A 25110-nucleotide genomic window follows, 5' to 3' on the forward strand; every position below is an offset into this window, starting at 1 on the left:
CAAAAAGCAATAAGACAATCCATAAACACTCTTCCCAAAGTCACCTTAACATTACCGGAAGTTATATTAAGTTGTAGAAGGCTCTACTTTCCTTTTTTATCAAATCGCTTAGTATCAATCTGATTATCTAATGGTATTCCATTCTCAATATTCTCGAATAAGGCTTTCGCCAAAGCGGGTCCGAGCATTACTCCTCGCGTCCCTAATCCATTAAGAACATGCAAATTTCTATGCGCCAAATGTGTACCTACCAAAGGCCTTCTGTCCTTAACTGTTGGCCGCACTCCGGCAAAATGCTCAATAATTTCAAACTCACATTCGATAATTTCCTTTAAATTACCTATTAACTCTTGCTTTCCATCTTCCGTTGGACTATCCGTTTTGTCATCCCAATTGTAGGTTGCGCCAACTTTAAACAAGTCATTTCCTATCGGCAGAATAAAAATATTGGATTTCAAAACCACATCCAGATTCAAATCGGGTGCTTTAATGATCAGTAATTCGCCTTTGGTTCCATCTAAAGGCAACTGGTTAAAAAACGGGTTTTGATGCAATCCGAAACCTTCGGCAAAAACAATATGCCTGGCCTCAACCTCTTTATATTGAACAGAATTCTCTTTAAATTCAATTGCCGAATAATCAAAAGTCTCATTGATAAAGCAATCATTCTCCTGCAAAAACCGAACATACGAATTAATTAAAACAGCCGTATCAACGTATCCTGTTTGTAGTACTTCTCCAAATCCGAATTCAGAATTAATAGACTGATATTCTCTATGGATAATTTTAGAAGACAGAAATGGTGCCAAATTAGGTTTATCAGCCGCATGAAACCAATTGTTCTGCTCTTCAATAGAAGCAAATTTCCTAAAAATAGGAATTTTGAAATTAAACTTTGCGTTGATCCGCGCTTCAATAACAGCATAAAATGGCAATCCATACTCTAATTGCTCTTTAGCTTGCCAAACCTGACTAAAACGTTTTAAAATAACCGGATTATACAATCCTCCGGCAATTCTGGAAGAAGAACTGGAAAAATCATCAACAACAAGAAAAGATTTCCCGTTTTGCAAAGCCGTCTCAGCAAAACAAATCCCGGCAATTCCGGAACCCACAATTAAATAATCAATCATAAGGCAAAAATATAGAAATAAAAAAACTCTCGCCTAACAGACGAGAGTATTTTATAAAATTGGAGAAATTTGATATTAGTAATTCCACATATCTTGCTCGAAATTACGAACTTTATCTTTTACTCTTTCAGATTCGATCAATTGCATTAATGAGTTATCTTTCATATACTCAACAATTTCTCTATCGTTATAAACGTTTTCTTCTTTATAAGTAAGTGCATTGAAACGACGTGAGTTTAACAAATGATCAAAAGAGATTGGCATTGATGAATTTTTATCGTTGAATGCTTTCCATTCGTGTAACAATTCACGTGCCCCTGGATAGAATACCCAGAATAATTCAATATAATCTTTTTCTTCTTCTGATTTACCCATCGTATAAACGTCTGGAATAACAGGGCAAATACCTAAAATTCTGTAACGTAAATCCGACTGGCGTTTGTCAAAATACCACAAACCTACTATTTTGTAATCTGATACATCAATAGAAGCTAAATCAGTTTTCACTACGAACTCATCAGAAATTTTTCTGGTAGCTGCAATGGTATCAGTTTTCATTTTACCAGTTTTTTGCTTAACCATTTTTTTACCTTTCTTGACCATAGTATACTCTGGTGTCTGAACGATTCTTGTTCTGAAGGCATCTGGATCTTCATTCATTTGCTCTCTACCTGCATCACTTGTATCTGTTTTAGTCAAAGAAGCATTGATGTCTTTTAGCGTTTTCTTTTCTCTGAAATAGCTATCACCATACACTTCAGTAATTTTACCAGATTTGATACCTTTTACCAACACATCATATAATGAACGACGGTCGTTACCAACACCGGCAGTATCAATTGGGTAATACAAAGGGAAGTTGATTCTTTCATCAAGATCGACAATTTCCCATGTTTTTTTAGACATTAGAACATCACGATCATCAATATAACCGTATTCCAATGGCTTGTCGTTATCTTTCAATTGTTGCGCTGCCGATTTAAGACCAATTTCAGCTGGTACTTTAGCGTTCAACAAATTAGACTGTGCATTAGAAGCTGTGCTTCCTGCAAAAATAGTAACGAAAACTAATAATAAATTTCTCCAATTCATAATTTTATAATTCTAGCGTTTAAATAATTAAACGAAATTCATATTTTTTTATTGTACTTCGAAAGTACAAGTAGAAACTCTCTTAGCAACCTGATCGATTCCAGAGAAAGAAGCTTTAATTTCAGAGATAACTACAACATCACCTCTTCCTGCTTTAGAAATAGCAGCTCTAGCTCTTGAATCCATTTTGCTACCTGAACATACAATTGTAGGTTGACCAGGAACTTTGATGTTAAATTGAGTTACATTAACAGTTACAGGGAAATCGAAATCTTCCATTACTGCAGTGATTGTACAATTCTCTAAGTTTGATTTCGGGCCTTTAGCAGCTACTTCACCACGGATTTTTCCAGTTGGAGCAGGTAAGCCTTTGATACGGAATTCTTTTTTGTCGCTAACAACTTTACCATCAGGTAATTTTGCAGAAACATTAATCATAACTGATGTACCAGCGCCTGGTTTTAAAACGTATTTACCGTTTCCAACCTTAGACATACCGGTAGCATTAGCGTTTACATTATTGTCACCAACACCAGCAAAAGAGATTGACATAGGGTTAGGTACACCACGGTAAACTACATTCATTTTATCAGCAGAAATTGTAGCAGAATTTGGTCTAGGTACAACAACATAGCTTCCTTCGAATTTAAGAGGAATGTTTTTTCCATCTTCTAAGAAACTAAATTGACCGTTGATTTTTTGCTCTCCAACAGCACCAGCAGTTAATGAGATTACTGCTTGACCGTTTTCTAATTTTCCAGGACCTTGGAATGAAGTTGGTACAGTAGATTCATCATAACGACCTAATACAACTTTACCTTTAACATTTTCTCCTTGGAAATAAGCATTCTTTTCTAAAACTACAATTGCTTGATAGTTACTGTAAGAAGCAGTTTGAACAGCCGCTTTTCCTAAAGCTGCACTGATCACATCAGATTCTGCTTTCTTAGCATCATTTTGCCAAGCTGTTAACTTAGCAAGAGAAGCAATCGCAGGAAATCCTTTGAAATGGTAACTTAAATACTTGTCTTTTAATCCTTCTTTATTAGCTACGTCAGCTAAATCAAATTTCTTAGTGATCTCTGCAAGGATTGGAGAGTATTTTTTGTCTCCCAAAGCAGCTTTCATATCAGCTTTATAAGCTTCAATAGCAGCAATAACTTCAGTACCTCTTTTAGAATAACCTTCACCAGTAAACCAGCTGTTATCTAAATTATCGGCTTTATCCATTGCTTCGTAAGGCAATTTACCATTTTCCTCTTTTTCAACTCCTTTTAAAACTTCAGCTTTTAAAGTTCCAACAAAGTCATAGAATTTTTTAGTAGCTGTTTCAACTTTATGAGCTGTAGCTGCTGCTCCGATAAATTCACCTTTTGCTTCTGACGCCTTAGCATCTAAAGCTGCCAACATACCGGCATTATTTGTTGTAGAAGCACTGTTCGCACCTTCGAATTTTTCATTCATCAATCCGAAAGCTGACAAAACTTCTTTCGACATGTTCATTGCCAACATCGCGATGAAAACCAGATACATCAGGTTAATCATCTTCTGTCTAGGGGTTAATTTTCCTCCTGCCATTTTTTCTAATTAGTTTTTTGTTATTAAATAAAATTTATAGTTAAAAAACTAATTATCCTTTGTTACTCATTGCAGAAAGCATACCACCATAAACATTGTTCAATGAAGCAATGTTAGAAGTCATAGACTGCATTTGTTCTTTTAATTTAGATGCATTTTCAGCAATTTCGCTGTTAGCTTGTGCGTTACGAGAAGCGCTTTCTAATTGTACTTTATATAAGCTGTTCAATGACTCCATTTGAGCAGCTGCCATAGACATTTCTTCAGAATATTTCTTTTGAGAAGCAATAGCATCTACTGTTGGAGAAATGCTTTTTGCAGCACCTTCAAAGTTTTTAATACTATTTCCTAAGCTAGACATTAATTCTCCATCAATTTTCGCTTCTTTCAACATAGCGTCTAATTTTTGAGAAAGTAATCCTTGTGCGTCAGTTGCGTCTTCTTTTTTAGTTTTTTTATTAGCTTCACCACCAGCTAATTCTGGGTAAACTAGAGACCAGTCAAGATCTTTTTCAACAGGTTCGAAAGCAGATAAAGCAAAAATTAATGCCTCTGTTACCAATCCAATCGTCAACATTACAGTTCCAGTTAAGAAACCGAATTCAAAGTGAGCGATTTTAAATAATGCTCCAAGGATAACCACTGATGCTCCCATACCGTAAGCGAAATTCATTGCTTTTTTGCTTAAAATTGCCATAATAAATAATTTTAGTTAAGTTAAATATAAAATAAAGTTTGGTTAGTTAATTATTTTGCGTTTCCAGTCACGTTTGTACCCATATAATCCTGGATTGTACGGAAACCGATATAACTTCTTGCCGAATCTGCATATTCGAAATCACGAGTTCCAACTTGTAAGAAGTAAGAAACATCTTTCCAAGAACCACCGCGAATAACTTTTCTCATATTACTGTTATCAGATACATTTGGGTTCATTGTTGACACGAATTCATATGCTGTAGGATCATATGAAGAATCTGTCCACTCTGAAACGTTACCTGCCATGTTATACAAGTTATAATCGTTTGGTTCATAAGATTGAGCTTCAACTGTATATAAAGCCTGATCTGCAGCATAGTCACCACGAACCGGTTTGAAGTTCGCTAAATAACATCCTCTGTCATTTTTAGCATAAGGTCCACCCCATGGGTATGTTCCAGACTCTAAACCACCACGAGCAGCATACTCCCATTCAGCTTCAGTTGGAAGTCTGTATGTACTTACGAAGTCTTGGTGACGTCTTTTTCTTTCAGCATTGTGATATAATGTTCTCCAAGCACAGAATGCTTTAGCTTGCTTCCAGCTAACTCCAACTACAGGATAATCTCCATAAGCTTGGTGCCAGAAATAATCATTATGCATTGGCTCATTGTATGAGTAAGCAAAATCTTTAATCCAAACTGTAGTATCAGGATAGATTTTCACTTCTTCTTTACGAATAAATTCTTTACGCTTTCCAACTTTAGCTTTTGCAGCAGCTTGAATATCCATCCATGAATAACGGAATTTCAATTTTTCCACATCAATAGTTCTTAAACCATTGTAAGCTTCTTCAGCAGGAATGTACATAGAATCCATAACTTCAGTATAGTAAGCATCTGGATACTGGCTTGTATTCCATTTCAACTCAACTTTTTTGTTAAGCTTTCTTCCTGCGTAAGGATCATCCCCACTACCTACACTATAATAGTTATCATACATATATTTGTCATATACGCTCATATTTGTTGTATCTGCGTCAACAAAAGCATAATCAGCTATACTTCCTCCTTTTTTTGAAGATTTAGGATCGCTTTTCTCTCCTAATTCGTCAGCTGAAATAGCCAAACGCATTCTAACAATAGAGTCTCTCACCCAGTTTACATACTGTCTGTACTCACTATTAGTAATCTCTGTTTCATCCATGTAAAATGAACGAACTGTTACTGTTTTTGTTGGCGCATCTTGTACATTGGCTAAATCATCATCTGATTTACCCATAATAAAAGCACCTCCAGGTACTAAAGTCATACCATAAGGCTTCTCTGGATGCCAAGCTTTTCCTTTGACACCTACAAGCTGTCCGTTATCTTTCGAACCGCAGCTGTATAAAAATGAAACCAATACTGTTAATAAAATGAACTTCTTCATATAAATTTGGGTTATGTATGTATTCGTAAGTTTTAAGGGCGTAAACCTATTTATTTATTTTCTAAAAAACAATTTTTTTATTAAAAAAACCTTAAAAAAATTCTATTTAGATTTATTACGCGTTAATTATACTACTCTTTTTTATTTTTAAATAAGATTTTTCCGTTGTGCTTTCCACCATCTTTCAGGAACTTCTCCATTGCAGGCTGCCAAATAATCTTCATGCATACATGGCAATAACGTTGATTTCTTTAATTTATTATTGCTGTTTGAAATAAATGGAATTTCAATCCACCATCTTTCTGTCATATTACTCTTATAAAAAATAAGATCGTCCTCCAGAGCCACAATATATTTTATATATTTTTCTCTTGTCCCAAACGGATATTCATTAGACCTGTAATGAAACCCTTCTATAAAATACCAAATGATTTGAGCTATCAAAACCGATTCTTGTCCTGAATCATTATGATTGAAAACTCCAAAAGAGGCTACTTTATCGCTTATTCCGGCATATCTTGACAAAGCACAAATTTCTTTGCCGGAAAAACCATTAGGCACAAAAGTAGCAAAATTCCCTGAATCCGAAGATTTTACTGCATTTAAATCCAAACTTACCAAATCAGCGTCGCGAAACACGGGTTCAGCAATAGTAGGATTGTTGCAAACTTCCCCCAAACGGTAGGCATCAAAATATAACTTTTCGATCAAATCAATCTCTTCCTGAGAATTAAAATACGTCTGATAACCAATATTACTATAATTAAACAGATTGTTAGGCTCATCTACGATCATTTTCGACAAATAAGAATGCGCCGGCAAACCAGCTTCTTTTGCAAAATCAAATTTGCTGTCAATAGAAACCACATTGACCATTTGTTCCAAAGAATCAAAAGCACGGTACATCGCATACGTCAAATCCTGAGAACCGCCCAGAACAATCGGAACGATATTATTTTTAATCAATTCAGCAACTGCCGTTTTCAATACATAATATGTATCTTCTAATCTGTTTCCCGCTTCGATGTTTCCTAAATCAATGATTTGCGTTTGCCAGTTCCCGGGAAATAAACTATAAAATTCTTTTCTGACATGCAGTAAATCGACACTATTATCAGACAGCCCTCTATTTTCCAATACGCCAATAATTGCAATGGAAACGTTTTCCAGATTAGGAAAATCAGTATCGGTGTGAAACACTACTTTTTTCCCTAAAGTCTGAGAAGACATTCCTTGGATAAATTCTAAAAAATCTGCCTCTAATGGCTGAAGAAAATCAAATGCCATAGGTTACTTCTTTTTTGCTGCGGGTTTTTTAGCGGCTGCTTTCTTGACTGCTGTCTTCTTAGCCGGTGTTTTCTTCTCTATCAGTTCTTTTACCTGATCTAATGTCATCGCTGCCGCATCGACATCTTTGCTCAGCTCTATTTTTATTTTCCCTTTCGTAATTACCGAACGACCCCAACGGGCTTTTTCTACCAGAATACCTTCGGCTTCCCAATTATGAATTACCTTATCGATATTCTTTTGCAGTTTATCTTCAATAAGTTCTTCCACATCAGATTGTGATAGATTATCAAAATTATATTTTTTACTTACGTTGATAAACAAACCGTTCCATTTGATGAAAGGACCGAAACGACCCACACCTTTTTGTACCGGTTCATTTTTATAAGTAGCTATAGGCGCATCTGCTTTGGCTTTGTCATCAATTAGCTCCTGTGCTCTTTCCATTGTAACATCCAGAGGCTCTTCTCCTTTAGGCAACGAAATAAAAGCACTTCCGTGACGTACATAAGGACCAAAACGTCCGTTACTGACCTCAACTTCTTCTCCTTTATATTCACCTAGGTTTTTTGGCAGAAGAAATAAGTTCAATGCCTCTTCCAAAGTAATGTTACCAATATTCTGTTCTGTACGAAGGCTGGCGAATTGTTTGTTCTCGTCATCTGCATCACCAATTTGAGCCATAGGCCCGAATTTACCCAAACGCACACTGACCTGTTTTCCTGTTTTAGGATCTTTACCTAAGATTCGCTCTCCGCTTTCTCTTTCGGCATTTTCTTCTACATTTTTAACTGTCGGATGGAAATGATTGTAGAAGTCCTGCATCATTTTTGCCCATTCGATATTTCCTTCTGCGATTTCGTCAAAATCCTGTTCTACTTTGGCAGTGAAATTATAATCCAAAATAGTATCGAAGTTTTTAACCAGGAAGTCTGTTACAATAGTACCGATATCTGTTGGCACTAATTTGCCTTTATCTGAACCTGTATTTTCCTTCAGCAGTTTCTCTCCTACTTTTCCTGATTGCAATGTCAATTGCGTGTAATTACGTTCCTGACCTTCCAGATTTCCTTTCTCAACATAATTTCTGTTGATAATCGTAGAAATTGTCGGCGCATAGGTTGACGGACGTCCGATACCCAGCTCTTCCAGTTTCTTAACCAAAGAGGCTTCGGTGTATCTTGCTGCTGCACGGGTATATCTTTCCGTAGCAGTGATATAATTGTTAGTCAGCTTTTCATTCACTTTCATCGCCGGCAACATGCCTTCTTGTTCTTCCTCATCATCATCATGCCCTTCGAGGTATACTTTAAGAAACCCTTCGAATTTGATTACTTCACCAGAAGCGGTAAAAAGTTCTTTATGATTATTGGCTTCGATTTTTACATTGGTTCTTTCCAATTCAGCGTCACTCATTTGAGAAGCCAGCGTTCTTTTCCAGATCAGGTCGTACAAACGTGCTTGATCTCTGTCGATATTAACAGTGTGTCTTGTCATATCTGTAGGTCGGATCGCTTCGTGCGCCTCCTGAGCTCCTTTGCTTTTATTAGCAAATGTTCTAGGCTTAGAAAATTCCTTTCCATAGGATGCAATAATCTCGGCTTTGGCAGCTTCCATAGCTTCAGAGGAAAGATTAACGCTATCCGTTCTCATGTAGGTAATAAGTCCGGCCTCGTACAAGCGTTGTGCCAGCTGCATCGTAATTCCTACCGGCAAATACAATTTACGTGCCGCTTCCTGTTGCAGGGTTGACGTAGTAAAAGGTGCTGTAGGTGATTTTTTAGTAGGTTTCGTTTCTAAATCCGCTACCTTATATATAGAACCAATGTTCTGATTCAGGAACTCTTCGGCTTCTTTTTTTGTATTGAAGTTCTTTGGCAGTTTCGCTTTGAATGCTTTTCCTGCTTCGTTTGTAAATTCTGCCACAACAGAATAAGATGCTACGGCTTTGAAGTTTTGGATTTCACGTTCGCGTTCTACAATCAACCTTACGGAAACAGATTGTACACGACCGGCAGACAATCCGCCTTTGATCTTACGCCATAAAACCGGAGACAATTCGTAACCAACCAATCTGTCTAAAACACGACGAGCCTGTTGCGCATTGACCAGGTTATAATCTATTTCACGTGGATTATCAATGGCCTTAAGGATTGCATTCTTGGTAATCTCGTGAAAAACAATTCTTTTTGTTTTCTTCGGATCCAGTTTCAGTTCTTCTGCTAAGTGCCAGGAGATTGCTTCTCCCTCACGGTCCTCATCGGAAGCTAACCAAACCATTTCTGCTGATTTAGACAACCCTTTTAATTTGGTTACCAATGCTTTCTTATCCGGAGATACTTCATATTTGGGCTTGAACCCATTGGCGACGTCTACCCCTATTTCTTTAGAAGGCAAGTCAGCAATGTGCCCATAACTTGATTCTACCTGGTAGTCGTCCCCCAGAAATTTCTCAATTGTTTTTGCCTTGGCAGGCGACTCAACTATCACTAAATTCTTTGCCATTTACTCTTTGTTTGAACCGCAAAAGTATGGGATTTTTTTAAATATAATGTTTTTGTGAATTTTAAAAGTGCATTTTACCCTTGAATTGCTTGTTTTTTCCGTTCAAAAGCAAAATAAGTGAAGTTTGAGAGGCGCTCCTTCTTCGGAATAGGAAAGCAGTCGTTTGGAAATCAAAAAATGATTTACACCAATATATATAGGTATAAAAATAGCTTGTATCGGTTTTGAAATTATTGGTACCTATTAAAGTATAAAAAGTACCAATCACAAAATCTTTGGTACCATATACAAAATGATTAGTACCAGCTATTTTATTAAAAGTACCACTTATAAAATCATTCGTACCAGCTACAAAATGATTAGTACCAGCTAAAATATGAAAAGTACCACTTATAAAATCATTAGTACCAGCTACTTTATCAAAAGTACCAATAGCTTTATTAAAAGTACCAGCTATAAAATCATTGGTACCAGTTACAAATTGACTAGTACCAGCTAAAGTATAAAAAGTACCAGCTACAAAGTCATTGGTACCAGTTACAAAACGACTGGCGCCAGCTAAAGTATCAAAAGTACCACATACAAAATCACGGGTACCAACTATAGTATCAGCAGTACCAATATTTCAAAGATTCATTTTAAATTATTTGGCAGAAAAAACCAATACAGAACGGTTGTTACTGACTATCAGGCGTTTAGTCCTTTTCGGATAAAAATCTAACAATAGCTCATTATTTTTTGTAAGAATTATATTGTTATTTAGAAATACCCTTTCTACATTTGAGTGATTTTGTAGCTAAACACATACAGAAACACAACTTAAAAACTTAAATTATTTTATTATGAGCAGAATTAGAAAAGAAGAGTACACGAGTTTGGGAGACTTCGTGAGAGAAAGTTTTGTCAGGGACCAGGAGATTATTATGGTTCGTTATCCAAAACTGAATGCAGCATTCCTAGCCGATTTTACAGCCAAGCTGGAAGAAGTTAAGATTTTAGAAAGCGGACTGGTTTTGACAGAAGAGCAAAAAAACACCACGGCAAGTTTGTATACGGAAGCCGCCGAATTGAACAAAGAGCTAAATTTTTTGAAGAGTTATATAAATAATGCAGGTCTTGACATTGAAATTATTATTTCGCTGAAAAATGATTTGGTAAAAAGCAATATTGAAGGGGCGGTTTTGAAACTTGAAAGTCTGAAACAATTTGTCAGCGCAAATTTGGCCGCACTTGTTGCAGAAGGTATGATCCCGACGTTTGTTAGCACTCTTAACGAACATAAAATTAGCCTGTCAGAGAAAAACGCAGCCCAAAACGTTTTTATGAACAACCGAAAAACACTGACCGAATCGAACATTACACAATACAATGCCTTGTATGGTTATATCTCGAAAGTGGTGAATGCGGGAAGGCTGATTTTTGAAGATACAGTTAAGAAAGACGAATATAGTATTCGAAGGGCGGTGAGCAGAATGCGTTCGGCTAGACAGCCGGAGAAAGAAAAAACAGCCTGATTTTAGACTTGTTCAGGTAGACCCCTGCTGTTCGTAAAGTGCAGTCAGGGGTCTTTTTTATGCTTTTTTTTCGACCGATTTATAAATTCATCGGTTAAAATCACAAGCTGCTATTACAAATAAAGAACTTATATAACTTGCTAATCAATAAGAAAAATCAGTTTCTCTCCTATCCCATACAATAATTTGTTAAATCCCAACTGCCATCTTGTCAGATTTTTTGTTTTGCACTATATTTGCGAGAGAATTTGACTTATGGAAAAGATTATTGAAGAAGAAAAGCAAGGTACCAGCCTTGTTTTGGAACAAAAAGAAGGAAATACCAAGAAGCTTTTTATTGAAAGCTACGGCTGTGCAATGAATTTTTCTGACAGCGAAATTGTAGCTTCCATTTTGACCAATCAAGGGTATAATACTACCCAAAAACTGGAAGAAGCAGATTTGGTTCTTGTCAATACCTGCTCCATTCGGGACAAAGCCGAACAAACAGTACGCAAGCGTCTGGAGAAATACAATGCGGTAAAACGTATTAATCCCGGAATGAAAGTGGGCGTTTTAGGCTGTATGGCTGAACGTTTGAAAAGTCAGTTCCTTGAAGAAGAAAAAATAGTAGACCTGGTTGTAGGTCCCGATGCCTATAAAGATTTACCGAATTTATTAGCCGAAGTAGAAGAAGGCCGCGATGCTATTAATGTCATTTTGTCGAAAGATGAAACTTACGGAGATATTTCACCGGTACGATTAATGAGCAACGGAATTACAGCATTGGTTTCGATTACCCGAGGCTGTGACAACATGTGTACGTTTTGTGTAGTGCCTTTTACCCGCGGACGCGAACGCAGTCGTGAACCACAAAGTATCATGAGTGAAATTCAGGATTTATGGGACAAAGGATTTAAAGAAATTACACTTTTAGGTCAAAATGTAGACAGTTACCTTTGGTACGGTGGCGGATTGAAAAAAGATTTTACCAACGCTTCTGAAATGCAAAAAGCAACGGCTGTCGATTTTGATCAATTATTGGAAATGGTTGCAGTAGGCTTTCCTAAAATGAGGATCCGTTTCTCAACTTCAAATCCTCAAGACATGCATGAAAGTGTATTGCACGTCATTGCGAAACACCCAAATATCTGCAAACATATTCATTTGCCGGTACAATCAGGAAGCAACCGCATTCTAAAAGAAATGAACCGCTTGCACACACGTGAAGAATACATGACTTTGATTGACAAAATTAGAGCTATCATCCCAAATGCGTCAATATCACAAGACATGATTGCCGGTTTTCCAACGGAAACGGAAGAAGATCATCAGGACACTTTAAGTTTAATGGAATATGTAAAATATAATTTCGGTTATATGTATTCGTATTCGGAACGTCCTGGAACTTTGGCTGGAAGAAAAATGGAAGACGATGTAACAGAAGAAACCAAAGCCAGAAGATTACAGGAAATTGTCGATTTACAACAAAAACACGCTTGGTACCGCAGTGAGGAATTCATTGGACAAACGGTAGAAGTTTTGGTTGAAAAAGTTTCAAAAAAATCGGCTGAAGAATTTTCAGGAAGAAATTCACAAAGTATTACAGTTGTTTTCCCAAAAGAGAATTATAAAATTGGTGATTTTGTTTTGGTTGAAATTGAAAGCTGTACTTCCGGAACATTGAAAGGAAAGGCTGTTGGTTTGAGCGAAATGAGTTAAAAAATATAAGCCACAGGAACACCGATTTAAAATTACTAATCAGTGGAAAAAAACAAATAAATGGAATCAGTTCAAGCTATAAAACAACGATTTGAGATTATCGGAAATGATCCGAAGCTGAATCGTGCCATAGAAAAAGCAATCCAGGTAGCCCCTACGGATATTTCGGTATTGGTAGCCGGAGAAAGCGGTGTTGGAAAAGAAAGCATTCCAAAAATCATACATTCGCTTTCGCACAGAAAACACGGTAAATACATTGCTGTAAACTGTGGCGCTATTCCGGAAGGAACCATTGACAGTGAGCTTTTTGGACATGAAAAAGGCGCTTTTACCGGAGCAACAGGAACACGTGAAGGTTATTTTGAAGTCGCTGACGGCGGAACTATTTTCCTGGACGAAGTAGGTGAATTACCGCTAACTACACAAGTACGTTTGCTGCGTGTTTTAGAAAACGGTGAGTTTATAAAAGTAGGTTCCTCTCAAGTTCAGAAAACGAATGTGCGAATTGTGGCTGCTACCAATGTAAATTTGTTTGACGCTATCGAAAAAGGGAAATTCCGTGAGGATTTGTACTATCGTCTGAGCACCGTTGACATTACGTTGCCTGCATTACGCGACAGAAAAGACGACATCCATTTACTATTCCGAAAGTTTGCCGCCGATTTTGCACATAAATATAAAATGCCTCCATTACGCCTAGATGACAATGCTGTTCAAGTATTGCAAAAATTCCGTTGGAGCGGAAATATTCGTCAGTTGCGAAATGTTGCAGAACAAATTTCGGTTTTGGAAACCAATAGAGATATTTCTGCCAATACCCTGCTTTCTTATTTGCCTCAGGAAGGAAGCAATCTGCCTTCGGTTATAGGCAAAAAAACAGAAAGTGACTTTTCAACCGAAAGAGACATCCTGTACAAAGTACTTTTTGACATGAAAAGTGATTTGAATGATTTGAAAAAACTGACATTGGAACTAATGAAAAGTGGCGCTTCCAAAGCCCATGAAATTAATCCGAATCTGATTCAGAAAATTTATGGTTCCAAAGAAAATGAAAGCGAGATTTCTTTTGAAGAAGAACCAAGAGCCGCTGTTCTTTCGAATCAAAACAATACTGCGGACGATGATTTTGACGATGATGACGAAGATTATCTTTTTGCCGAAACCGTAGAAGAGGAAGACTCCCTCCGATTAGATCAAAAAGAAATAGAACTTATCAAAAAAGCATTGGACCGTAACAAAGGTAAACGGAAAGCGGCTGCTGATGAACTGGGAATTTCAGAAAGAACACTATATAGAAAGATCAAGCAATTTGATTTATAAAATTGTCAATTGTTAACGGAATCAATATCTTTGACCCGAGCACTAACGAACTGACGAAGTAATTTTTAAACGTAAAATGAAATACATAAAATACATACTTGCCTTAACGATTCTTTTCACCTTTAGCGGCTGTTCTGTGTACAACTTTACCGGAACGGGAAAAATTGATGCAAAAACTTTTCAGGTTAATTATTTCCAAAATGTTTCGGAATTAATAGAACCGGGTATTGACCGTGATTTTACCTTACGATTACAGGATTTAATTCAAAATCAAACCAATTTGAGTTTAACCAACAACAATGGAGATTTGGTTTATGAAGGTGAAATTGTAGACTACAGGGTTTCCCCAATGACGGCAACTGCAGAATTAACAGCAGCGCAAAGCAGATTGATGGTCACTGTAAATTTACGTTTTTCGAATAAAAGCAAACCTGAAGAAAATTTTGAGAAGCGCTTTTCATTTTACGACGATTTTTCAGGCACCAGCTTACCTTCCGGTGCGCAATTAAAAAAATCGCTTGACCTTATTTTTGAACGTATTACTCAGGATATTTTCAGTGAAACTCTAGCCAAGTGGTAAAACAATCTTGAGTACGATTATTTACTGATTATCATCTGACCGAATAAAATAGAAATTACACAATTCAATTTAAATGACTGTTGCCGAATATACATATTTACTTAACAAACCTGATGCGGTACATGACAAACAGGTAAGTGATCTGGAAAAGATTCTGGATGATTTTCCGTACTTTCAAAGTGCCAGAAGCCTGCATTTGAAAGGTTTGTTCAATCAGGACAGCTTTAAATACAATCAGGCATTAAAAAGTACAGCCAGTTACACGACTGACCGAACTGTTTTATTTGATTTTATTACTTCAAAAGGTTTCAACAGCATTCAGAAAAAAGAATTCGAAGAAAAAGAAGCTCAACTACTGAATATTCAGGTAGCAGATGACGATGCAGTTTCCGAAACAGCAAGCCCTATTTTGGAAAACACACTCGAAAAATCAATTATTTCTTCTATAAATGAAGCTGCACAACATGAAGGAGAAAAAATAATAATTGAAAAAAAGGAAGAAGAATCCAACTCTGGTTTAGAAACATCTCTTGTTTCTGAAAATATTTCTGAAAATCCGGTTATTTCATCTGAAAACGAGGAAGAACAGAATGAGGAAGAAGCAATAATTCCGGAAGTAATTGCCTTCGAAACAGAAAGTGTAGAAGAAAAACTGGAAATAGGAAAACCGATTCCATTTGAAAATTCCGAAACACATTCTTTTCAGGAATGGCTCCAATTAGCCAAAGCAAAACCGATTGCCCGTGAAGAAAATGAGGAAGAAGAAAAAAAAGAAGATACTAATTTAGCTTCAAAATTAGAAATAATAGACAAATTTATAGAAGCAAATCCTAAAATTTCACCTGTAAAATCGGATGCTACAGCGCCTAGTTTCACTATCAAAACCGAAGACACATCTTACTTAATGACGGAGACTTTGGCCAAAGTATATCTGGAACAAAAAAAATACAACAAAGCAATTCAAGCATATGAAATATTAATTTTGAAATATCCAGAAAAAATTACTTTCTTTGCAGACCGAATTTCAGACATTAAAGCGTTACAACAAAATAATAATAATTAGACAATGAGCACATTCACAATTTTTCTAGTGTTAATCACTATAGTTTGTTTTTTATTAATCGTAGTTATCATGGTTCAAAATCCTAAAGGAGGAGGTTTATCTTCAACTTTCGGAAGTTCTCAAATGATGGGTGGTGTACAGAAAACGACAGACTTTTTAGATAAGAGTACTTGGTATTTGGCAGGTGCATTAATCGCATTAATCTTATTATCAAGCTTAAGTTTTACAGGAACTTCAAGCGACACAGGCTCTAAAATCATAGACGAAAGCGCTACAGCTGCGCCAATCCCTGTTGCGCCACAAGCCGCACCTGCAACTGCTCCTGCTGCTACTGAAGCTCCTGCAAAAGAAGAAGCTAAAAAATAATTTTATTTGAAATTCAAAACCAGATGCCAGCATGACAACGCTGGCATTTTTTATAAGAAAAAATGTCAGTTTTAAAGACTTGGCATAATTTCTGAAAACAAGAAAATATCAATTATATAATAACATAAATACATACAATTATGGCATTAAACATTAAACCGCTTGCAGACCGTGTTATAGTGGAGCCAGTTGCGGCAGAAACACAAACGGCTTCAGGGATTTTTATTCCGGATACAGCAAAAGAAAAACCGCAAAAAGGAAAAGTGGTTGCTATAGGAAACGGCAAAAAAGACGAACCTCTTACTGTAAAAGTTGGAGATACCGTTCTTTATGGAAAATATGCTGGTTCTGAATTAAAATTTGAAGGCAAGGATTACTTAATTATGCGTGAAGAAGATATTTTAGCAATAATATAACAGTTTGAAGCTATAGTAAGCAAAAAATTCAAATTAACGAATTACAAATAAACACAGAAATGGCAAAAGATATAAAATTTGATATAGAAGCACGTGACGGATTAAAACGTGGTGTGGATGCATTGGCAAATGCCGTAAAAGTAACGCTAGGTCCAAAAGGACGTAATGTAATTATTGGAAAATCATTTGGCGCACCAAATGTGACTAAAGACGGTGTTACTGTAGCAAAAGAGATAGAATTGAAAGACCCGTTAGAAAATATGGGGGCACAAATGGTAAAAGAAGTTGCTTCTAAAACCAATGATTTAGCTGGAGACGGAACAACAACAGCTACCGTTTTAGCACAAGCTATCGTAAAAGAAGGTTTAAAAAACGTGGCCGCCGGAGCCAATCCAATGGATTTGAAACGAGGAATCGACAAAGCGGTAGAAGCTATTGTAGCAGATTTAGGCAAACAAGCAAAAGTAGTAGGAAGTGATTCCGAAAAAATCAAGCAGATTGCATCTATATCAGCTAACAATGACGACGTAATTGGCGATTTGATTGCTGTTGCTTTCGGTAAAGTAGGCAGAGAAGGTGTTATCACCGTAGAAGAAGCTAAAGGAACTGACACTTATGTTGATGTAGTAGAAGGAATGCAGTTTGACAGAGGTTATTTATCTCCATACTTCGTTACTAATACTGAAAAAATGGAAGTTGAATTAGAAAGACCTTACATTTTATTATACGACAAAAAAGTATCTTCATTAAAAGAATTATTACCTATTCTGGAACCGGTAGCACAATCAGGAAAACCATTATTGATAATTGCCGAAGATGTTGACGGAGAAGCACTTTCAACCCTAGTAGTTAACAAATTACGTGGTGCCTTAAAAATCGCAGCGGTAAAAGCGCCTGGTTTTGGAGACAGAAGAAAAGCTATGTTGGAAGACATTGCTATTTTGACTGGCGGAACCGTAATTTCTGAAGAAAGCGGATACAATCTTGAAAATGCCACTTTGGAAATGCTGGGAACTTCAGAAAAAGTAACTATCGACAAAGACAATACAACCATTGTAAACGGTGCTGGTGAAGCGGAAATGATTAAAAATCGTGTGAACCAGATTAAAGCTCAAATGGAAAGCTCTACTTCAGAGTACGATAAAGAAAAATTACAGGAGCGTTTGGCTAAATTAGCCGGAGGTGTTGCTGTTCTTTATGTAGGTGCAGCTTCGGAAGTAGAAATGAAAGAGAAAAAAGACCGTGTTGATGATGCTTTACACGCTACACGCGCAGCTGTTGAAGAAGGAATCGTTGCCGGAGGTGGAGTTGCTTTACTACGTGCTAAAAAAGCGCTGGACAAAATTAAAACGGACAATGCTGATGAAGCAACAGGAGTCCACATCGTTTCCCGCGCTATTGAAGCTCCATTAAGAACTATTGTTGAAAACGCAGGCCTTGAAGGTTCTGTTATTGTAGCAAAAGTTGCAGAAGGCAAAGACAATTTCGGATACAATGCAAAAACTGACGAATATGTAGACATGCTAAAAGCCGGAATTATCGATCCTAAGAAAGTAACCCGTGTAGCCCTTGAAAATGCTGCTTCAGTATCAGGAATGATCTTAATAACGGAATGTGCTTTAGTCGAAATTAAAGAAGAAAACGCAGGAGGAATGCCAATGGGCGGAGGAATGCCAGGCATGATGTAATCCTTCTTCCGAATACAATTTTCATAAAAAACCCGATTAGTACATCACTAATCGGGTTTTTATTTTATTCTTTCTTTTTAGAAAAATCAAAACTGGTAACATAAGACAACCTGATTGTTGGGTTGCTCTCCTGCAGCGTATTGGAAAAATTCCAGATATACTGATGGATAAAAGCCAATTGAACCTGATGCTGTTTGTTAAATTGATAACCGGCACCGGCTATAATCCTATTTTGATTTAAAAACGTTTTTCCTGCGTTGCTCCCTACATTCATAAAAACCTCATCTCCCAAAATCACAAAGACAGTAGTTACATTTTCCTTTTTAACCAATGGATAATTAATTAGGAACATATACCGCAGTCGATTTCGGTAATCGTAGCGCCCTATCTCAAAATCATCTCCGGACGGATTCCTGACAGCAACACCTACATACCGCAGTTCGTCACGCAAACGGTGTGTAAACTTCCATGCGCCCGAATGATGCACATAGGTTCCTTGAAGCCATATATGATCCTCAGGTGTCTCTATCCTATTTAAGGAAGGATTTCCGTAGACATAGGTGTTATAGTGGCTGTACCCGATACTTCCTGCAAATGATTTCGTGAATTGATAATCAACAGACGGACGGATAAACCATTGCTGCTTTTCAGAAAATCCTTCGGTATAACGCATTGTTCCTTCCAAAGTCAGGGAAAGTTTTTCGGTCAAAAGATTTTTACCCGAATAATGAAACCAGATGTTCTCATTATGGGTTTTGGTTTGTGAATGCGAAATAACAGGTAAAAAACAAAGAAAAAGAAAGACAATTGCTGTTCTTTTCATCTTATTTTTAATTATTCGATATGTACTCTTTTCTTTAATATTTTCCACAGCACAGGCAACGTAGTGACTGCTACAATTCCAATTACAATATATTCGATATAATGCTTTAAGTCAATCCCGAATTTATCCAGAAAGAAAGCATAAAAATAATGCCCAGCAAAAATCATCGAAAAAGACCATAATGCCGAACCTAAAATATTGTAAAACATGAATTTCTTCTTATCCATGGAAACAATACCGGCAATAACTGGAGCGAAAGTCCTTACAATAGGCAGAAAGCGGGCAAAAACGATAGCTCTGTTCCCGTATTTTTCAAAAAAAGCCTTTGACTGGTATAAATACTTCTTCCGAAACAAAAAGCTGTCTTCTTTGTTAAACAGATAATTTCCGCTTTTGGCACCAACCCAATAACCCACCATATTCCCAAAAATACCCATAAGGGAAACTAATAAGGCGAATACTGTGACGTTCAGAAAATCGCTGCCCAATGAAATTTGACTCATCAAGGTCTCGCTATAAATTCCAGCCAAAAAAAGCAGACTGTCACCTGGCAGGAAAAACCCGGCCAACAAACCTGTTTCGGCAAAGATGATAAACAATACAACGAATAAACCTATCTTGATTCCGCCGAATTCCAATAAAATATAGAATTCCGGATTTAATAACTGCAGCCAATTGAAGTCTTCCATGCTGTAAATATAATCTTTTTATTAAAAAAACGAATGTACTACAATTAGTACATTCGCCCTATTTATTCTGATTAAATTAATCTTAAATATCCAATTGATATACTTCAGGTAAATCCTGATTTGAAGAATAATTTACTTCCAGATCTGTTACATAACCGGAATTCAAACCATAAACCCAACCGTGTAAAGATAATTCCTGTCCGCTTTTCCAAGCGGTTTGCACAATTGATGTTTTAGCCAAATCAGAAACTTGCTCTTTTACATTGATTTCGACGAATTTATTAAAACGTTTGTCTTCATCATGAATATCGTTCAATTCTTTTTTGTTCAAACGATATACGTCTTTAATGTGACGAATCCAGTTGTCAATAATTCCGAAAGATCCGTTGCTCATTGCAGCTTTAACACCACCACAACCGTAGTGTCCGCAAACAATCACGTGCTTTACTTTCAAAACATTGACTGCATAATCCAAAACACTCAGCATATTCATATCACTATGAATTACCATGTTTGCAATATTTCTGTGGACAAAAACTTCTCCCGGTTTTGCTCCTATAATCTCATTAGCAGGAACACGGCTGTCTGAACAACCAATCCATAATAATGGCGGGCTTTGGCCTTGAGATAAATCTTTGAAATAATTTTCGTCAAGAGCTAACTGACTTTCAACCCATTGTTTGTTATTTTCTAATATTTTTTTATAAAAATCACTCATCTTTTTTTATTTTTTAAATTAATTATACCGTCTTATGTTCCACGAAAACGTGTTTTTCTTCTTCTCCGGTATTCACTAAATCATAGGCTTTTTTGAAACCTACTAATTTTACTTTAATATTTTCTTCTTTTGATCGTATCTTTTTAAATTCTTTTATCAAATCTAATACATCATGGGCAATATATACCGTATCAAAGGCATTAATAACCACTTTTGAGTTTTCCGGAATAGAGGCTAATGTCGATTTTATGGCTGCTTTATTTAAGAAAGACACTTCTTGCGCTAAGTCAATATGAATGACATCACCATCCAAAAGCGCTTCTTTCCTGAACGAATAGGCCCGTTGCATATTCCCTTTCAAGATAAAGATAACACTTATTACAATTCCCAAAGCTACTCCTTTTAACAAATCTGTAAAAACAACAGCTAACAGAGTACATATAAAAGGAATAAACTGGTACTTCCCTTTTTCGTAAAAATGCTTGATTATTTTCGGATTGGCCAATTTATAACCCACCAATAATAATATCGCAGCTAATGTTGCTAAAGGAATTCTATTCAACACGAAAGGAATCGCCAAGGCACTAGTCATCAATAAAACACCATGAATAATGGCTGACATTTTAGATTGAGCTCCTGCATTTGCATTTGCCGAAGTTCTGACTACAACCGAAGTCATCGGCAAGCCTCCTAATAAAGAACTTATCAAATTTCCAACCCCTTGCGCTTTCAACTCAACATTGGTATCAGTATACCGCTTATGAACATCCATCCTGTCAGCAGCTTCAATGCAAAGCAATGTTTCAATAGAAGCTACAATAGCAATGGTAGCCGCCACTATCCAGACTTGCTTGTTTCCAATAGCTGTAAAATCCGGCGTTACTAATATATTTCTGAATTCTTCAAAAGTAGTCGGAACTGGTAAAGAAACCAGATGTTCCGCTGAAATTGCCAAAGAACTGCCGGATCTGATAAATAATTCATTGATAATAATTCCAACAATTACGGCAACCAAAGCAGCCGGAACCAACTTCAGGTTTTTCAGGAATTTGATTTTATTCCATACAATTAAAATAATCAGTGAAACTGCCGTGATAATTACCGAACCCAGATTGATATTTCCAACAATAGATGCAATTTCTGTGAATGTGTTTTTACCATCATTTTGCATAAAAGACAAATCGCCTAAGAAATCCTTATCCATACCAAAAGCATGTGGAATCTGTTTTAAGAAGATAATGATACCAATGCCGGCAAGCATACCTTCAATCACGTTTGTTGGAAAATAATTCGAAATACTTCCCGCTTTTATGAATCCTAAAATAATTTGAATGATTCCGGCAATAAAAGCCGCTAATAAAAAAACCCTAAAATCCCCAAAAGCTGTAATAGCAGTAAGAACAATAGCTGTTAAACCTGCTGCAGGACCCGAAACACTTAAATGTGATTTACTTAAAAACCCAACTACAATACCTCCTACAACTCCTGATATTATTCCAGAAAACAATGGCGCGCCAGATGCAAGGGCTATGCCCAGACACAAGGGTAATGCAACCAAAAAAACCACTAATCCAGCTGGAAAATCTGAATTAAGGTTGGCAAAAAGATTTATTTTTTTTGTCATGACCTTGAAAATTTAAAACGATATTTTACTACAGACTTTGGTCTATAGCTTGAATTCTATGTTTTAAACCTGTTCAGGCGGAGGAAGAAAAATAGTAGCATTAGCCACATAGTGTTTTAACAAATAGTAGTCGTGAACTTTTTTGGAAGGCATTTCATCAAAAAGTATATTAAGCTTGTTATTGTGAACAACAAATTCTGACTTTACCTCTTTAATTTGCTTGGAATGAGAATGTTCCTCTTCCTCCGTAATATTATAAGTGAAATTAGTCTTACTCCTTTCATTAATCACACAAACTATGATTGATGAAAATTGGAATAAGATAAAAATCGCCAATACTATTTTGGTCAAAAATTTCATGGTGCGAATTTAAAAAATAAATTTTCTTTCAACGACACATTAACATTCATTTATTAAAAAAAACTCCCCGAAATCAATCAGGGAGTTTACAGTTTTACTTTCTGTCGTATTTGCAGCAACTGTGCAAATTTTCATAATCAGCCTCTGTAGCTTTAACTTCTTTTGTGTCGTGACCTGCTTTGGCAATTGCTTTTTCCACGTCTGACAAAGAGCATTTTTCTTCATTCAGGATCAAACTAAGCTGATGCGTTTCTACATTCCATGAAGCAGATTTCACGCCGGAAACAGTCAATGCCGCTTTCTGAATTCGTCTTTGGCATTGCTCACAATTTCCATTTACCTCAATGGTATGTTTCGCGTTTTTCTTTGCTTGCTGTGCTTGAGCTGAAAAGCCCGTAAAAGCAATCAGCAACATTAAAATTATTGTACTTCTCATCGTTCTGTTATTATTATTCTATTTGTATCAAAATTAATCTATTTTATCTTAAATCGTAATCCGGCATAATACATTTGCCCAAAAATTGGCGCATACACTATAGCACTGTCAAAATTTGTTCCAAAAGGATTGTCAGCTCCTAAAATAGCCTTATCCTGTTTATAATTTCCAAAATTTTCAGCTCCGACATACATTTCGAAGGTGCTTGAAAAAATCTTGGTAACCTGGGCATTCATCACTGCAAAAGAAGGTGAAAATTCAGGCAATCTGTCTTGTGCAGGATTTGATACCGTGTTTGGCAATTGCTGTTTTCCAATCCAGTTTAAAGTATAGTCGAATTTCCATTGACGCTCTTTTTCATCTTTATTGGTTTCAAATTCCAGATTTCCGAAAAACCGGTGTTTTGCCTGCAAAGGCCTTTGAAAACTACCTGAAAGATAATCGGTTTTAATATCGTAATATTTATACGCAGATCTCATATTCAGGTTTTTGATGATTTCCATATTGAATTCAAGCTGAAGGCTATTAGCGAACGAATCTCCTTTCAAATTATAGAAATTGGCTTGCTGTGGGCTTTGGAACAAATCGACCACAATCTGGTTTTGAAAATCAGTTCTGTAGAAATCTACCGAGACATCGGCATTTTTAGAAAAAATATGGAATTTCTGCAAAAAACCAACCCCATAATTCCATGCAATTTCAGGGTCTAAGCCATAAATTTTTCCTCCCGAATCCAGAATAGTAAAATTCCGTGAACTTCCGAAAAGCTGCTGATTTTCGGCAAAAATATTCGCCAGTCGTTTTCCTCTCCCGGCAGAGAAGCGCAAAACACCGTCCTTCCACGGATTGTAGCGTGCATGCAATCGCGGTGTTGCGAAAAAGCCCAGACGATTATGATAATCTAATCTTCCGCCTAAAATGATGCTGAAATTATTAGCATTATCATAGGTATATTCAAAAAAAGCGCCTAACGAATTATCTCTTCGGCTATAATTGGAAACATTGACAAACTCCTGATAATCATCGGAAGTAAAGTTCAAACCCGCAGCAAATTTATTAAGTGTATTGCTGATAATCGAATTAAAAATCAAGTTCGAGTAATAGCTTTGCTGTTTAATATTGTATTGGTTTAAACCAAAATACGAATTCTGGTTGTGGGATGTAAATGCATTTTGAAACCCGATACTCTGGTACGGAATTTCAGGCCAGACATAGCCTATCTTTGAAGAAAAATCGAATCGTTCGGTATTAATTTCAGAGCCCCAGAAATTAGAGGTCAATTTATCCCTATTGGGCAGAAAATCAACCTGACCGGTTTGCTTCTCATCATTCATATATCTGAAATTCAGAAAACTCACCCAGCCTTTTTCAGCATCTGTATATTGCCATCGGTTCATGACATTAATTTGGTTTCCTAACGGATTATCGAGAAAGCCATCCTCATTCATGTCTTTTTTTGAAAAGCGGCCGTTTCCATGCACAAAAAGGCTTGCGGCCCATTTATCCGAAACTTTTTTATTAAGATGTGTATTGATTTCAAAGCGGGAATCAGTAGAACCGTATACATTCAGAAAAAACGGAATATCGTTTACCGGTTTTTTTAATTCTGTATTTATTTGTCCTGAAATGCTTTCATATCCGTTGATAACACTCCCTGCTCCTTTTGTAATCTGGATACTTTCCACCCAGGTTCCAGGCGTAAATGACAATCCATATGCTTGTGAAGCTCCCCGGACGCTGGGGATATTCTCTTCCGTAATTAACAGATAAGGGCTGGTAAGCCCTAACATTTTAATTTGTTTGGTTCCTGTCAGAGCATCGGAAAAATTCACATCGATGGACGGATTGGTTTCAAAACTCTCTGCCAAATTGCAACAGGCAGCTTTCAGTAATTCTTTACTGGTCAAAACCGTTGTATTTGTGGTTTTAAGCAATGATTTTTGAAGTTTTTTTCGCTGTGCTTCAACCTTTACTGTCTGCAAAGTATCCTGAGAAAAGACCGGCAACGAAAATAAAACAACAAAAAACAAAATAGTATTTTTCATTGTGGAATTATTTTAATGTTTAAAATTCGATTTAAGACGATT

23 protein-coding genes are annotated in these 25110 nt (G+C 36.5%); 8 read left to right on the forward strand and 15 right to left on the reverse strand.

The window, feature by feature from the left end; genetic code table 11:
• Positions 1-83: 83 nt before the first annotated feature.
• From ACRDEC_RS03620 to ACRDEC_RS03655, 8 genes are all read right to left on the reverse strand, one after another.
• The gene (locus ACRDEC_RS03620; protein WP_431496974.1) at positions 84-1133 is read right to left on the reverse strand and encodes an NAD(P)/FAD-dependent oxidoreductase; all 1050 of its coding nucleotides are present in this window, start codon (positions 1131-1133) and stop codon (positions 84-86) included.
• A gap of 75 nt (positions 1134-1208) precedes the next feature.
• Positions 1209-2225: a gliding motility protein GldN gene (gldN, locus tag ACRDEC_RS03625; RefSeq protein ID WP_431496975.1), complete on the reverse strand. Its 1017-nt coding sequence runs from the start codon at positions 2223-2225 to the stop codon at positions 1209-1211.
• A gap of 48 nt (positions 2226-2273) precedes the next feature.
• Positions 2274-3803, reverse strand: coding sequence for a gliding motility protein GldM (gldM, locus tag ACRDEC_RS03630; protein WP_431496976.1), 1530 nt, complete (start codon positions 3801-3803; stop codon positions 2274-2276).
• A 52-nt stretch (positions 3804-3855) separates the two neighbouring features.
• A complete protein-coding gene (gene gldL / locus ACRDEC_RS03635; RefSeq protein WP_431496977.1) occupies positions 3856-4500 on the reverse strand; it encodes a gliding motility protein GldL in 645 nt (214 codons plus the stop codon).
• A gap of 50 nt (positions 4501-4550) precedes the next feature.
• The gene (gene gldK / locus ACRDEC_RS03640) at positions 4551-5933 is read right to left on the reverse strand and encodes a gliding motility lipoprotein GldK (RefSeq protein WP_431496978.1); all 1383 of its coding nucleotides are present in this window, start codon (positions 5931-5933) and stop codon (positions 4551-4553) included.
• A gap of 147 nt (positions 5934-6080) precedes the next feature.
• Positions 6081-7220 (reverse strand): formimidoylglutamase, encoded by a 1140-nt coding sequence (locus ACRDEC_RS03645; RefSeq protein WP_431496979.1) that lies wholly within the window; start codon positions 7218-7220, stop codon positions 6081-6083.
• Positions 7221-7223: 3 nt separating this feature from the next.
• On the reverse strand, positions 7224-9725 hold the full coding sequence (topA, locus tag ACRDEC_RS03650) for a type I DNA topoisomerase (protein WP_431496980.1): 2502 nt from the start codon (positions 9723-9725) through the stop codon (positions 7224-7226).
• Between the two features lie 61 nt (positions 9726-9786).
• On the reverse strand, positions 9787-10347 hold the full coding sequence (locus tag ACRDEC_RS03655) for a hypothetical protein (protein WP_431497061.1): 561 nt from the start codon (positions 10345-10347) through the stop codon (positions 9787-9789).
• Between the two features lie 220 nt (positions 10348-10567).
• On the opposite strand from ACRDEC_RS03655, the gene ACRDEC_RS03660 reads away from it, so the two are divergent.
• From ACRDEC_RS03660 to groL, 8 genes are all read left to right on the forward strand, one after another.
• Positions 10568-11239: a hypothetical protein gene (locus ACRDEC_RS03660; RefSeq protein WP_431496981.1), complete on the forward strand. Its 672-nt coding sequence runs from the start codon at positions 10568-10570 to the stop codon at positions 11237-11239.
• A gap of 255 nt (positions 11240-11494) precedes the next feature.
• Positions 11495-12940, forward strand: a complete 1446-nt coding sequence (miaB, locus tag ACRDEC_RS03665; RefSeq protein WP_431496982.1) for a tRNA (N6-isopentenyl adenosine(37)-C2)-methylthiotransferase MiaB — start codon at positions 11495-11497, stop codon at positions 12938-12940.
• Positions 12941-13000: 60 nt separating this feature from the next.
• Complete coding sequence (locus ACRDEC_RS03670; RefSeq protein WP_431496983.1) at positions 13001-14260, forward strand: sigma-54 interaction domain-containing protein; 1260 nt, start codon at positions 13001-13003, stop codon at positions 14258-14260.
• A 76-nt stretch (positions 14261-14336) separates the two neighbouring features.
• Positions 14337-14840 (forward strand): LPS assembly lipoprotein LptE, encoded by a 504-nt coding sequence (lptE, locus tag ACRDEC_RS03675; RefSeq protein WP_431496984.1) that lies wholly within the window; start codon positions 14337-14339, stop codon positions 14838-14840.
• Positions 14841-14913: 73 nt separating this feature from the next.
• Positions 14914-15903 (forward strand): tetratricopeptide repeat protein, encoded by a 990-nt coding sequence (locus tag ACRDEC_RS03680; protein WP_431496985.1) that lies wholly within the window; start codon positions 14914-14916, stop codon positions 15901-15903.
• A gap of 3 nt (positions 15904-15906) precedes the next feature.
• The gene (secG, locus tag ACRDEC_RS03685) at positions 15907-16269 is read left to right on the forward strand and encodes a preprotein translocase subunit SecG (RefSeq protein WP_431496986.1); all 363 of its coding nucleotides are present in this window, start codon (positions 15907-15909) and stop codon (positions 16267-16269) included.
• Between the two features lie 140 nt (positions 16270-16409).
• Positions 16410-16685: a co-chaperone GroES gene (locus ACRDEC_RS03690; RefSeq protein WP_431496987.1), complete on the forward strand. Its 276-nt coding sequence runs from the start codon at positions 16410-16412 to the stop codon at positions 16683-16685.
• Between the two features lie 59 nt (positions 16686-16744).
• On the forward strand, positions 16745-18373 hold the full coding sequence (gene groL / locus ACRDEC_RS03695; RefSeq protein WP_431496988.1) for a chaperonin GroEL: 1629 nt from the start codon (positions 16745-16747) through the stop codon (positions 18371-18373).
• A gap of 64 nt (positions 18374-18437) precedes the next feature.
• Here the strand turns inward: groL and ACRDEC_RS03700 are convergent, their stop codons facing one another.
• The 7 genes from ACRDEC_RS03700 to ACRDEC_RS03730 all read right to left on the reverse strand — a co-directional run bounded on the left by ACRDEC_RS03700 (position 18438) and on the right by ACRDEC_RS03730 (position 25068).
• Positions 18438-19196, reverse strand: coding sequence for a DUF2490 domain-containing protein (locus tag ACRDEC_RS03700; protein ID WP_431496989.1), 759 nt, complete (start codon positions 19194-19196; stop codon positions 18438-18440).
• A gap of 11 nt (positions 19197-19207) precedes the next feature.
• Positions 19208-19885, reverse strand: a complete 678-nt coding sequence (locus ACRDEC_RS03705; RefSeq protein WP_431496990.1) for a DedA family protein — start codon at positions 19883-19885, stop codon at positions 19208-19210.
• 82 nt (positions 19886-19967) lie between these two features.
• Entirely contained in the window at positions 19968-20603 is a 636-nt protein-coding gene (gene can / locus ACRDEC_RS03710; RefSeq protein ID WP_431496991.1) for a carbonate dehydratase, read from the reverse strand.
• A 22-nt stretch (positions 20604-20625) separates the two neighbouring features.
• Positions 20626-22227 (reverse strand): SulP family inorganic anion transporter, encoded by a 1602-nt coding sequence (locus ACRDEC_RS03715; RefSeq protein WP_431496992.1) that lies wholly within the window; start codon positions 22225-22227, stop codon positions 20626-20628.
• A gap of 63 nt (positions 22228-22290) precedes the next feature.
• Positions 22291-22587, reverse strand: coding sequence for a hypothetical protein (locus ACRDEC_RS03720; RefSeq protein WP_431496993.1), 297 nt, complete (start codon positions 22585-22587; stop codon positions 22291-22293).
• A gap of 94 nt (positions 22588-22681) precedes the next feature.
• Entirely contained in the window at positions 22682-23023 is a 342-nt protein-coding gene (locus ACRDEC_RS03725) for a heavy-metal-associated domain-containing protein (protein ID WP_431496994.1), read from the reverse strand.
• Between the two features lie 38 nt (positions 23024-23061).
• Positions 23062-25068, reverse strand: coding sequence for a TonB-dependent receptor plug domain-containing protein (locus tag ACRDEC_RS03730; protein ID WP_431496995.1), 2007 nt, complete (start codon positions 25066-25068; stop codon positions 23062-23064).
• Positions 25069-25110 lie beyond the last annotated feature (42 nt).

Source organism: Flavobacterium sp., from assembly GCF_050696275.1.
Taxonomy (GTDB): domain Bacteria; phylum Bacteroidota; class Bacteroidia; order Flavobacteriales; family Flavobacteriaceae; genus Flavobacterium.